Genomic DNA, 13,127 nt, shown 5'->3' on the forward strand with positions numbered 1-13,127 from the left:
CAAACAACAAATGAGCTACTCCAAAGCTAACATCACCAAGCGCAAGTTTGACGTCGTCATTGTCGGTGCCGGCGGCTCCGGCATGCGCGCCTCGCTGGAACTGTCCCGCGCCGGCCTGAACGTGGCCTGCCTGTCCAAGGTGTTCCCCACCCGCTCGCACACGGTTGCAGCGCAGGGCGGCGTGTCCGCATCGCTGGGCAACATGAGCGAAGACAACTGGCACTACCACTTCTACGACACCATCAAGGGCTCTGACTGGCTGGGCGACCAGGACGCCATCGAGTTCATGTGCCGCGAAGCACCCAACGTGGTGATCGAGCTCGAACACTTCGGCATGCCGTTCGACCGCAACCCCGATGGCACCATCTACCAGCGTCCCTTCGGCGGCCACACCGCCAACTACGGTGAAAAGCCCGTGCAGCGCGCCTGCGCCGCGGCCGACCGCACTGGCCACGCCATGCTGCACACGCTGTACCAGCAGAACGTGAAGTCCAAGACCAACTTCTTCGTGGAGTGGATGGCGCTGGACCTGATCCGCAACACCCAGGGCGACGTGGTCGGCGTGACCGCGCTGGAGCTGGAAACCGGCGACCTGTACGAGCTGCACGCCAAGGCCGTGCTGCTGGCCACCGGTGGCGCGGGCCGCATCTTCGCGGCATCGACCAACGCCTTCATCAACACCGGCGACGGCCTGGGCATGGCGGCGCGTGCCGGCATCCCGCTGCAGGACATGGAGTTCTGGCAGTTCCACCCCACCGGCGTGGCCGGCGCGGGCGTTCTGCTGACCGAAGGCTGCCGCGGCGAAGGCGCCATTCTGCTCAACAGCAATGGCGAACGCTTCATGGAGCGCTATGCGCCCACCTTGAAGGATCTGGCGCCGCGTGACTTCGTGTCGCGCTCGATGGACCAGGAAATCAAGGAAGGCCGTGGCTGTGGTCCGAACAAGGACTACATCCTGATGAAGCTGGACCACCTGGGCGCGGACACCATCCGCAAGCGCCTGCCATCGGTGGAAGAAATCGGCCACAACTTCGCCAACGTGGACATCACCAAGGAACCGATCCCTGTGGTGCCCACCATCCACTACCAGATGGGTGGCATCCCCACCAACATCAATGGCCAGGTCGTGGTGCACGACGGCCAGCAGAACAACGTGGTCAATGGCCTCTACGCCGTGGGCGAATGCTCGTGCGTGTCTGTGCACGGCGCCAACCGCCTGGGCACCAACTCGCTGCTCGACCTGCTGGTCTTCGGCAAGTCGGCCGGCAAGCACATCGTGGGCTACGTGAAGGGCTTTGGCGACAACCTGGCCGTGCCCGCTGACGGTGCAGAACGCACCCTGGCGCGCCTGAACCAGCTGCAGGAGTCCAACGAAGGCACCTACGCGCAAGATGTGGCCAACGACATCCGCTCGTCCATGCAACTGCATGCCGGCGTGTTCCGCACGCAGGTGAGCATGGATGAAGGCGTGGAAAAGATCAACGCCATCCGCGAACGCGTGGGCCAGGTGACGCTCAAGGACAAGTCCAAGGTCTGGAACACCGCCCGCATGGAAGCGCTGGAAGTCGACAACCTGATCGAAGTGGCCCAGGCCACGATGACCTCGGCCGCAGCCCGCCGCGAATGCCGTGGCGCGCACACGGTGTACGACTACGAGCACCCTGCCGACCACGCCGAGTTCCCGCTGGGCCGCAACGACAAGGAGTGGATGAAGCACACCCTGTGGCACAGCGCGAACAACAGCCTGACCTACAAGCCTGTGAACCTCAAGCCCCTGACGGTGGACAGCGTGCCTCCCAAGGTCCGTACGTTCTGAAGATCCAGCAGCCTCACGAAAGAACAACATGAAGCGCACCTTTCAAATCTACCGCTACGACCCGGACAAAGACGCCAAGCCCTACATGCAGACCATCGAGATCGAACTCGACGGCCATGAGCGCATGCTGCTGGACGCCCTGGTCAAGCTCAAGGAGCAGGACCCTAGCCTGTCGTTCCGCCGTTCGTGCCGCGAAGGCGTGTGCGGCTCGGACGCGATGAACATCAACGGCAAGAACGGCCTGGCGTGCCTGACGAACATGAACACCCTCAAGGGCACCATTGTTCTGAAGCCCCTGCCCGGCCTGCCAGTGATCCGCGACCTGATCGTGGACATGACGCAGTTCTTCAAGCAGTACAACTCGATCAAGCCCTACCTCATCACCGAGGACCTGGCCCCCGAGAAGGAACGCCTGCAGAGCCCCGAAGAGCGCGAAGAGCTCAACGGCCTGTACGAGTGCATTCTGTGCGCCAGCTGCTCCACGAGCTGCCCCAGCTTCTGGTGGAACCCCGACAAGTTCGTGGGCCCCGCCGGCCTGCTGCAGGCCTACCGCTTCATCGCCGACAGCCGCGACGAAGCCACGGCGGAGCGCCTGGACAACCTGGAAGACCCGTACCGCCTGTTCCGCTGCCACACCATCATGAACTGCGTGGACGTGTGCCCCAAGGGCCTGAACCCCACGATGGCCATCGGCAAGATCAAGGAACTGATGGTGCGCCGCACTGTCTGACCCTGTACAGAGCACCCTCGACACCATGTCCGAAGACACCTCGACCCCCGTCCTGCCGGAGCCCACTGACCTGCTGGACGACCGCGAGCGCGCCAAGCTGCACTGGCGCTCGCGCCGCGGCCTGCTGGAGAACGATCTCTACATCGAGAACTTCTTCGCGCTGCACGGGGCGAGCATCAACTGGCGCCAGGCCCAGGGCATGACCACGCTGATGGACCTGGCGGACAACGACCTTTTGGACCTGGTGCTCGCCCGCCGCGAGCCCGAAGGTCCCCTCGATACAGAAGAAGTGCGTGAAGTACTCGGCATGCTGCGGCTCAGTGGTGGCGCAGCGCGGCCCCGGGCCTGACCTGGAGACAGGGCCCCCTACCACCGGAATTCCGGCAAACCACCTACCCAAGGAAAGTAACAATGAAGCTAGCTGACAACAAAGCCACCCTGTCGTTCAGTAACGGCAGCCCCAGCGTGGACCTGCCGGTCTACCAGGGCAGCATTGGCCCGGATGTCATCGACATCCGCAAGCTGTACGCGCAAACGGGCATGTTCACCTATGACCCGGGCTTCCTGTCGACGGCAGCAACCCAGTCGGCCATCACGTACATTGATGGCGACAAGGGCGAACTGCTGTACCGCGGCTACCCCATTGAGCAGTTGGCCCAGAACTGCGACTTCCTGGAAACCTGCCACCTGCTGCTGTACGGTGACCTGCCCAACGAAGCGCAGAAGACCGACTTCACCAGCCGCGTGACCAACCACACCATGGTCAACGAGCAGATGCAGTTCTTCCTGCGTGGCTTTCGCCGTGACGCGCACCCCATGGCGGTGCTGACCGGCCTGGTGGGGGCCCTGTCGGCCTTCTACCATGACAGCACGGACATCAACAACCCGCAGCACCGCGAGATCGCTGCCATCCGCCTGATCGCCAAGATGCCCACCCTGGTGGCCATGGCGTACAAGTACGGTGTGGGCCAGCCCTACATGTACCCGCAGAACAACCTGAGCTACGCAGGCAACTTCCTGCGCATGATGTTCGGCACGCCCTGCGAAGAGTACAAGGTCAACCCCGTGCTGGAACGCGCGCTGGACCGCATCTTCATCCTGCACGCAGACCACGAGCAGAACGCATCGACCTCCACCGTGCGCCTGTGCGGCTCGTCGGGCACCAACCCGTTTGCAGCCATCGCCGCTGGCGTGGCCTGCCTCTGGGGCCCTGCCCACGGCGGCGCCAACGAAGCAGCCCTGAACATGCTGTACGACATCCAGGCCCAGGGCGGCGTGGAAAAGATCGGCGAGTTCATCAAGCAGGTCAAGGACAAGAACTCCGGCGTCAAGCTCATGGGCTTTGGCCACCGCGTGTACAAGAACTACGACCCTCGCGCCAAGCTCATGCAGGAAACCTGCAACGAAGTGCTGGCCGAACTGGGCCTGGAAAACGACCCCCTGTTCAAGCTGGCCAAGGAACTGGAAAAGATCGCCCTGGAAGACGACTACTTCGTGCAGCGCAAGCTCTACCCGAACGTGGACTTCTACTCCGGCATCGTGCAGCGCGCCATCGGCATCCCCGTGAATTTGTTCACCGGCATCTTCAGCCTGGCCCGTACCGTGGGCTGGATCGCCCAGCTGAACGAAATGATCGGCGACCCCGAGTACAAGATCGGCCGCCCACGCCAGCTGTTCACGGGCTCTGTGCGCCGTGATGTGCCTGCGCTGGACAAGCGCTGAGCCCTCTGAAGACTTCGGTCTTCGAGGGATACGAAAAGCCCGCTTCGGCGGGCTTTTTCATTGCGAAAGCCCTTGCGCCGCTGTAGGCCTCGCTCCGCCCCTAGCGCGACCTTCTTGGGCTTGTTCAACTTACTTGGCGTACGCGCTCCCATCGCAATGCTATGCCCTGAACACAAAATTTCTGACAGCCTACAGTCCGGTACCATAGGCCGCATATACAGCGTAGCCAGACTCTCCGGCTACCGGATCCCGCGTCAGAATCGCAACACTTCTCGCCAACCGACTGCTTGATCGCCCCTACTTCGTCGATTGCGTTCATACGCTGTCCTATGCCTTCACCCAAGCAAACCTACGATTCGCTTCCCGCATTGCCAAACCTTGGCATCAAGGAGGAACAGCTCGAGTACGGCTTCATCGGCAAGCTTCAAAGCTTGAAGTACGCGTACCGGCCGGACATCCGCGACCGAGCATCCCTGGAGCAAAACTTCCGCGAGAAATTCGAAGCACTGAATCGTGTCCATCTGTCTGATGGTGAGTTCGCCCGCCTGTTGGACGAGGTCGTCACCCCTGACGTCTACACCGCCGCCCGCACCATGCGCGAGCGCAGCGCTTTTACCCGTGACGATGGCACCCCACTGAACTACACACTGGTCAACATCAAAGACTGGTGCAAGAACAGCTTCGAGGTTGTTAACCAGCTGCGCATCAATACCGACTACAGCCACCACCGATACGACGTTCTTATCCTCATCAACGGTGTGCCGTGCGTGCAGATTGAGTTGAAGACCCTAGGCATCAGCCCGCGCCGGGCCATGGAGCAGATCGTTGAGTACAAGAACGATCCAGGCAACGGCTACAGCAGAACGTTGCTTTGCTTCCTGCAACTGTTTATCGTCAGCAACCGCACCGACACTTGGTACTTCGCAAACAACAACGCTCGGCACTTCGCCTTCAACGCCGACGAGCGCTTCCTGCCCATCTACCAGTTCGCCGACGAAACAAACAAGAAGATCACCCACCTTGACCACTTTGCGGAAACCTTCCTGGCTAAGTGCACGCTGGGCGAGGCTATCAGCCGTTACATGGTGCTAGTGGCGAGTGAACAAAAGCTGTTGATGATGCGTCCATACCAAGTGTATGCAGTTAAGGCCATCGTCGACTGCATCCACCAGAACTGTGGCAACGGCTACATCTGGCACACCACCGGCAGCGGCAAAACACTCACGTCCTTTAAGGCGTCCACGCTGCTGAAGGACAATCCCGACATCGAGAAATGCCTCTTTGTGGTGGACCGCAAAGACCTCGACCGCCAGACCCGCGAGGAATTCAACCGATTCCAGGAAGGCTGCGTCGAGGAGAACACCAACACCGGTGCACTGGTGCGCCGCCTGCTGTCAGACGACTATGCGGACAAAGTCATCGTCACCACCATCCAGAAGCTGGGCCTGGCACTGGACGAAGACAGCAAGCGAAACAAGCAACGCAAGAAGAACGACCTCAAGACCTACAAGGAACAGCTTGAACTGCTGAGCGACAAGCGCATCGTCTTCATCTTCGACGAATGCCACCGCTCGCAGTTTGGCGACAACCACGAAGCCATCAAGACCTTCTTCCCCAGGGCCCAACTCTTCGGCTTCACCGGCACGCCCATCTTCGAGAAGAACGCCACCGCCAAGCAGTTCGAGGGTGACGAAGGGCAGTTCAAGACCACAGAGGACCTGTTCCAGAAACAGCTCCACGCCTACACGATCACCCACGCGATTGAAGACGCCAACGTGCTGCGATTCCACGTGGATTACTACAAGCCCGAGGGAAAGAATCCTCCCAAACCCGGCGAAGCCCTGGCTAAAAAGGCCGTGATCGAAGCCATCCTGGCCAAGCACGACATCGCCACAGCCGGGCGCCGCTTCAACGCCGTACTGGCCACAGCCAGCATCAACGACGCTATCGACTACTACAGTCTATTCGATGAACTTCAGAACGCCAGGAAGGCCGCTGCCCCCGGCTTCCAGCCGCTGAACATCGCCTGTGTATTCTCGCCCCCAGCTGAAGGCAACGCGGATGTGAAGCAGTTGCAGCAAGACCTCCCGCAGGAAAAGGCCGATAACGAAGAAGAGCCCGACAAGAAGAAGGAGGCACTCAAAGCCATCCTGGCAGGTTACAACGCCCGCTACAGCAGCAACCACACGGTCAGCGAGTTCGACCTGTACTACCAGGATGTGCAAAAGCGCATTAAAGACCAGCAGTGGCCCAACGCCGACTACCCTGCGGTCAAGAAGATCGATATCACCATCGTGGTAGACATGTTGCTCACCGGCTTTGACAGCAAGTATCTGAACACGCTGTACGTAGACAAAAACCTCAGATACCACGGGCTGATTCAGGCCTTCTCGCGCACCAACCGTGTACTCAACGGCAGCAAGCCCTACGGCAACATCCTCGACTTTCGCCAGCAGCAAGACAGCGTGGACGCAGCCATCGCCCTCTTCTCCGGCGAAAAGTCTGACCCAACAGCCCGCGAGATCTGGTTGGTGGACAAGGCGCCGGTGGTCATCGAAAAGTTGGACACCGCCATGCAGAAGCTGGCCGACTTCATGCAGTCCCAAGGCCTGACCTGCGCACCCGAGGCTGTGCCCCAGCTCAAGGGCGACGATGCTCGCGCCGCCTTCATCAACGCCTTCAAGGAGGTGCAGCGCCTGAAAACCCAACTCGACCAGTACACCGACCTAACGCCTGACAACGCCGTCGCCATCGAAGCTATCTTGCCGCTCGAAGACCTGCAAGCCTTTCGCGGTGTGTACCTGGACACGGCCAAGCGCCTTAAAGAGCAGCCAGGCAAGGCCAGCACGGAGGGCAATGGCACAACCGCGGGCGAGTTGGACCAGCTCGACTTCGAGTTCGTGCTCTTCGCCTCAGCCGTGATTGACTACGACTACATCATGGCTCTGATGACGCGCTACTCACAGCAGGGGGCAGGCACCAAGCAGAAGATGACAAAGGACGAACTTGTCGGCCTCATCCAGGCAGACGCCAAGTTCATGGACGAGCGCGACGATATCGCCGCTTACATCAGCACCCTCAAGGCAGGTGAAGGCCTGAGCGAGGAGGCGATCCGCGAGGGCTATACCCGTTTCAAGAAGGAAAAAGACGGTGCGGAACTGGTAAATATCGCCGCGAAGCACGGCCTTGCTGCCAGTACCCTGCTGGCCTTTGTGAACGGCGTCCTTCAACGCCTGATCTTAGATGGTGATGCTCTGAGCGACCTCCTGGCGCCGCTCGATCTGGCCTGGAAGGCACGGGCGCAGGCCGAGACAGCGCTGATGAGCGATTTGATTCCGCTGATGAGGAAGCGAGTGCAAGGACGAGAGATTTCGGGATTGAGTGCGTATGATCAATAAGAAGAACGCGCCACTGGTGCCGATGCTGCGGTTTCCGGAATTTCGGACTGACAAGCCATGGGATGAGGAACTGATGAGCAAAGTTTATTGCTTTAAAGGCAATAACTCGTTCTCCCGCGACAAACTGAACTACGAGTACGGCACGATCAAGAACATCCACTACGGTGATATCCACTCGAAGTTCTCAACGCACTTTAATATCGCAAGAGAGGAAGTTCCCTATATCAATGAAGTCGACTTGCCTGAAGTCCTAAAGGCAGACAACTTCTGCATCGAGGGTGACGTGGTCTTCGCCGACGCCTCCGAGGACATTGATGACATCGGAAAGGCCATTGAGATCATCGGCCTCGACGGCGAGCAAGTCGTGTCAGGCCTGCACACAATCTTGGCACGTCAAACCAAGGCTAGTTTTGTTATTGGATTCGGCGGTCACCTCTTCAAATCCAAGCGAGTTCGTTCGCAGATTCAAAAGGAATCGCAGGGTGCCAAGGTGCTTGGGCTTGCGGCAAGTCGTCTCGCAAAGATCCAACTGCCTTTTCCTAGTTCAAAGGATGAGCAGCAGAAAATTGCCGACTGCCTAAGTTCGTTGGACGAGCTGATCGCCGCGCAAGCCCGCAAAGTAGATGCGCTCAAGGCCCATAAGAAAGGTCTGATGCAGCGGCTTTTCCCCCGGGAAGGCGAAACCCAACCGCGCCTTCGGTTTCCAGAGTTCCATAATGCCGAGGAATGGGCAGAAAGAAAAGCAGGCTCATTGTTCACCAATCGCACTGCAAAGGGTGAAAAAGGCCTTCCAATCTACTCGGTCACGATGCACGACGGAATGGTCAAGCGTGATTCATTGGAGAGGAAGGTCGACAATATCGAAGACGCTGCAGGTAACAAGAAAGCTCTCAGGAACGATATCTCTTACAACATGATGCGAATGTGGCAGGGTGCCATGGGGGTTGCACCGGAAGACTGTTTGGTAAGCCCCGCATATGTCGTGCTCGCGCCAAAGAAAGACGCTGTGCCGCACTTCTTTCAATACATGCTCAAACTCCCTGCGTCGCTGGAGCTACTGACATCGCATTCAAGGGGGCTGACCAAGGATCGTTTGCGGCTGTATTTCGACGACTTCGCCCGCATAACATTTCGGTGCCCGAGCGTAAAGGAGCAAAAACACATCGCAGACTTTTTGCATTCTCTTGATGCATGCATCGCCGCCCAATCGAAGGAGCTTGATGCTCTCCAGATTCACAAGAAAGGCCTTGTGCAGCAACTGTTCCCATCGGCGAAGGCAATTGAAGCATGAGCGACAAGCCGAAGATTCACCGCTTCACAGACATGCGCCGGCTGGTTACCCGGCTGAGGGATGACTTGAGCGGCGGAGGCCAGGATTTTGTGCTTCTCTACGCCTACAACGGCACCGGCAAGACCCGCCTGTCGATGGAATTCAAAGACGTGGGCAAGCGCAAGAACAAGAGCCGGCCCGACACGTTGTACTTCAACGCCTACACCGAAGATCTGTTCTCCTGGGACAACGACCTGGAGAAGAACAGCGAGCGGCGGCTGCATATCAATACTGACTCAACATTTTTCAAAGGCTTGAAGGAACTGGCCCTGGAAGAGCGCATTGGCCACTACCTTGCCCGCTACGCGGAGTTTCTGTTCGACATCGACTACGACAAATGGACGGTCAGCTTCCGCAAGGGCGAGGTCCGCCATATCAAGGTGTCGCGTGGCGAAGAGAACATCTTCATCTGGTGCGTGTTCATGGCCATTTGTGAGCGCGTGATCGACGGTGTCGAGTCGTATCAATGGGTGAAGTACCTCTACATCGACGACCCCATCACCTCTCTGGACGACAACAACGCGATTGCCGTGGCCAGCGATCTGGCCAAGCTGCTGCGCAAGGCCAAGGATCGGAAACAGCCAGCTCCCGCAATGGCCGATGACCCCGCCGGTATTGAAGAAGCACCGCGAATAGTCCCCGTCCCGATCAAGGCGGTGATCTCATCGCACCACGCCCTATTCTTCAATGTGGTGTGCAACGAATTGAAGAAGAGTACGCACAAGAAGTACTTTTTGCATCGCCCAGAGCGGGGCGATGCCTACACCCTGCGCACCACCAACGACACGCCCTTCTTTCATCATGTGGCAATGCTAGCTGAGGTGAAAGAGGCCTCAGACAGTGGCAGGCTCTACGCCTACCACTTCAACGTGCTGCGTGGCATTCTCGAAAAAACCGCCACGTTCTTCGGTAACGATGACTTCGGTGTCTGTGTCCATGGACTCGACGACGACGAGTTGTACGCCCGCGCGCTCAACCTGATGAGCCACGAAACTTACAGCGTTTATCAACCCGTCGAGCTTGTCGAAGACAACAAGCGACTGTTCAAGCAAATCCTGGACGCATTCCTGCAGCGATACCAGTTTGAATTGCCAGACATCTTTGCTCAGCCTGCGGCTGCCAAGGCGGCTGCGCCAGCGCCATGACCGAACTGATCCTTTACACCACCGAAGACGGCCGTAGCCAGATCAAGCTGCAAGCCAATGCGCTGGTGAACGCACTCAAGAACCGCTCCAAAAAATGACCGAAGAAAAACAGAAACAACTGGGCAAGACCCTATGGGCCATTGCCGACCAGTTGCGCGGGGCAATGGACGCGGACGACTTCCGCGACTACATGCTGTCGTTCTTGTTCCTGCGCTACCTGTCGGACAACTACGAGACGGCAGCCAAAAAGGAACTCGGCAGCGACTATCCCAAGATCAATGGTGAAGACCGCCGCGTGCCGCTGGCGCTCTGGTACACAAAGTACCCGGACGACATCTCCGCGTTCGAAAAGCAAATGCGCCGCAAGGTGCACTACGTGATTCGACCAGAGCACCTGTGGAGCAGCATAGCCAACATGGCCCGCACTCAGAACGGTGACTTGCTGGATACGCTGCAGAAAGGATTCAAGTACATAGAGACAGAGTCCTTTGAGAGCGTGTTTCAAGGCTTGTTCTCAGAGATTGACTTGGCCTCACCAAAGCTGGGCAAGTCTCTGCCCGAGCGCAATGTCAAGCTGTGCGCCATCATTCAAAAGATCGCAGAGGGCCTGACGGAGTTCTCTACCGACATTGATGCACTGGGGGATGCTTACGAATATCTGATCGGCCAGTTTGCTGCGGGCTCGGGCAAGAAGGCGGGCGAGTTCTACACGCCGCAGCAGATCTCCGACATCCTCTCCACCATCGTCACGCTAGACAGCCAGGAGCCGGCGATGGGCAAGAAGGAGCGCCTGGAAAGCGTGATGGACTTTGCTTGTGGCTCGGGCTCGCTGCTGCTAAACGTACGTAAGCGCATGGGGCCTCACGGCATCGGCAAGATCTACGGGCAAGAAAAGAACATCACCACCTATAACCTAGCGCGCATGAACATGCTGCTTCACGGAGTTAAGGACACCGAGTTCGAAATCTTCCACGGCGACACGCTGACAAATGACTGGGAGATGCTACGCGAGCTGAACCCGGCCAAGAAGCCGGCGTTCGACGCCATCGTGGCCAACCCGCCATTCAGTTACCGCTGGGAGAACAGCAACGCACTGGCTGACGACGTGCGCTTCAAGAACCACGGTCTTGCCCCCAAATCGGCGGCAGATTTTGCCTTCTTGCTACACGGCTTCCACTTCCTGAAAGACGAAGGGGTGATGGCCATCATCCTGCCGCACGGCGTGCTGTTCAGGGGCGGGGCGGAAGAGCGCATCCGCACCAAGCTGCTCAAGGACGGGCACGTCGATACGGTGATCGGACTGCCGTCCAACCTGTTCTATTCCACCGGTATTCCGGTGTGCATTCTGGTGCTGAAAAAGTGCAAAAAGCCGGATGATGTGTTGTTCATCAATGCGGCGGAGCACTTCGTAAAGGACAAGCGCCAGAACAAGCTGACAGAGGCGCACATTGCCAAAATCATCGACACTTACCAGTTCCGAAAGGAAGAACCGAGGTATGCCCGCCGGGTGGAGATGGAAGAGATTGAGACGAACGACTTCAATCTGAACATCTCACGGTACGTCAGCACGACCGTGGGTGAGGCGGAGACCGACCTAGATGTGGTGCATGCCGAGTTGGTCGGAGTAGAACGGGCCATTGCAGATTCAAAACAAAGGCACAACAGCTTCCTGAAAGAACTGGGCCTCCAGCCCTTGCCGTAAATCCTCTTGTGATTCCTTTGGTGCCAAAATGCTAACCGCAATGACCTTGAGGTCGGCAACACCACAGTTCGGGCTCCAAGGGGATACTGGTCCGGACACAACCAGCCGCTCTGGGGCCACGAGTTCACGTCATTGATAGGTCGAAAGCGTCGGTAGCAAGCCATTTCGGCTCACCGCCTCCCCGGCCCCCCAAACCTCTCCCGATACGCCTGCGGCGTAATCCCCAGATGCCGCACAAACAGCTGCCTCAGCGCCTGCTCCGACCCCATGCCAACGCGCGCGGCCACGGTCTTGAGGGGCAGTGATGCCTGCGGCTGAGCGGTGGATTCAAGCAACCGCCGCGCCCCCTCCAGCCGTGCCGCATCCACAAACGCCGAAGGCGTCTGCCCCGTCTCCTGCACGAACACCCGGCGAAAATGCCGCTCGCTCATGGCCGCACGGGCGGCCAACACGGCCAGAGGCATGGGTTCGGCCAGGTGGTCGAGCACCCAGGTCTGCACGGCCTGGATGTCGCGGTGGGCGGTGCCCTGGCTGGCCAGTTGCACACTGAACTGCGATTGGCCGCCGGGGCGCTTGAGGTACATGACCAAATCTCGCGCCACCTCCAAAGCGAGGGCGTGGCCAAAATCTTCTTCCACCAGGGCCAGGGCCAGATCGATGCCGGCGGTGACGCCGGCCGATGTCCACAGCGGGCCATCGCGCACGTAGATGGCGTCGGGGTCCACGTCGATGGCGGGGTAGCGCTGGCGCAGCAGGGCGGCCACGCTCCAGTGGGTGGCGGCGCGGCGGCCGTCGAGCAAGCCGGCGGCGGCGAGGAAGAAGCTGCCGGAGCACAGGGCGATCATGCGGTCCACGCGCGGGGCCACGCGGGCGGCCCAGGCGACGAGGTCTGGCGAGGCGGCCAGCACCTGCTCGATGTTGCGCGAGCCGACCAGCACCACGGTGCAGCCTGTGCCGCCGCCCTCCTGTTGTTCCAGCTCGGTCAGGGTGTGCGTGGCGGTCAGGGCCATCAGGGTGTCGGACTGCACGGCCCCGGCCTGGGCTGCGACCACGCGCACGGCGTAGCCGTCGGGCCGGCCGTGCTGGCGCAGGTGGACGTTGGCGTAATCGAACACGGACATGGGGCCCACGGCCTCCAGCGCCTTGAAGCCGGGGTAGACGACGAGGTCGATGCGGTGGGGCTGGCTGGCGGGGTGGTGGTGGTGATCCATTGAACTAATGGGTGGAAAGAAGGCGATGGACTATACGGGAGGCAATGTCCGCCAAGGGCATGTACCGTTGAAT

9 protein-coding genes are annotated in these 13,127 nt (G+C 59.4%); 8 read left to right on the plus strand and 1 reads right to left on the minus strand.

What is annotated here, in order from left to right:
* The first annotated feature begins 10 nt into the window (after positions 1 to 10).
* The 8 genes from sdhA to ACSQ9E_RS20480 all read left to right on the plus strand — a co-directional run bounded on the left by sdhA (position 11) and on the right by ACSQ9E_RS20480 (position 11,843).
* Complete coding sequence (sdhA, locus tag ACSQ9E_RS20445) at positions 11 to 1,816, plus strand: succinate dehydrogenase flavoprotein subunit (protein ID WP_436219010.1); 1,806 nt, start codon at positions 11 to 13, stop codon at positions 1,814 to 1,816.
* A 28-nt stretch (positions 1,817 to 1,844) separates the two neighbouring features.
* Positions 1,845 to 2,546 (plus strand): succinate dehydrogenase iron-sulfur subunit, encoded by a 702-nt coding sequence (locus ACSQ9E_RS20450; RefSeq protein WP_057199742.1) that lies wholly within the window; start codon positions 1,845 to 1,847, stop codon positions 2,544 to 2,546.
* A 25-nt stretch (positions 2,547 to 2,571) separates the two neighbouring features.
* Positions 2,572 to 2,895: a succinate dehydrogenase assembly factor 2 gene (locus ACSQ9E_RS20455; protein WP_057199741.1), complete on the plus strand. Its 324-nt coding sequence runs from the start codon at positions 2,572 to 2,574 to the stop codon at positions 2,893 to 2,895.
* A gap of 62 nt (positions 2,896 to 2,957) precedes the next feature.
* Complete coding sequence (locus tag ACSQ9E_RS20460) at positions 2,958 to 4,268, plus strand: citrate synthase (protein ID WP_057199740.1); 1,311 nt, start codon at positions 2,958 to 2,960, stop codon at positions 4,266 to 4,268.
* 329 nt (positions 4,269 to 4,597) lie between these two features.
* Positions 4,598 to 7,666 carry a type I restriction endonuclease subunit R gene (locus tag ACSQ9E_RS20465; protein WP_436219011.1) on the plus strand — a complete coding sequence of 1,023 codons (3,069 nt, stop codon included), beginning with the start codon at positions 4,598 to 4,600 and terminating at the stop codon, positions 7,664 to 7,666.
* Complete coding sequence (locus ACSQ9E_RS20470; protein WP_436219012.1) at positions 7,656 to 8,957, plus strand: restriction endonuclease subunit S; 1,302 nt, start codon at positions 7,656 to 7,658, stop codon at positions 8,955 to 8,957. Before ACSQ9E_RS20465 ends, ACSQ9E_RS20470 begins: the two co-directional genes overlap by 11 nt.
* Complete coding sequence (locus tag ACSQ9E_RS20475; protein ID WP_436219013.1) at positions 8,954 to 10,141, plus strand: anticodon nuclease; 1,188 nt, start codon at positions 8,954 to 8,956, stop codon at positions 10,139 to 10,141. The genes ACSQ9E_RS20470 and ACSQ9E_RS20475 overlap by 4 nt, the downstream gene beginning before the upstream one ends.
* 94 nt (positions 10,142 to 10,235) lie before the next feature.
* Positions 10,236 to 11,843, plus strand: a complete 1,608-nt coding sequence (locus ACSQ9E_RS20480) for a type I restriction-modification system subunit M (RefSeq protein ID WP_436219014.1) — start codon at positions 10,236 to 10,238, stop codon at positions 11,841 to 11,843.
* Positions 11,844 to 12,013: 170 nt separating this feature from the next.
* Here the strand turns inward: ACSQ9E_RS20480 and ACSQ9E_RS20485 are convergent, their stop codons facing one another.
* Entirely contained in the window at positions 12,014 to 13,054 is a 1,041-nt protein-coding gene (locus ACSQ9E_RS20485) for a GlxA family transcriptional regulator (protein ID WP_436219015.1), read from the minus strand.
* Between the last annotated feature and the right edge of the window lie 73 nt (positions 13,055 to 13,127).

The sequence above is a fragment of the Acidovorax sp. LjRoot118 genome (assembly GCF_964253575.1).
Taxonomy (GTDB): Bacteria; Pseudomonadota; Gammaproteobacteria; order Burkholderiales; family Burkholderiaceae_C; genus Acidovorax.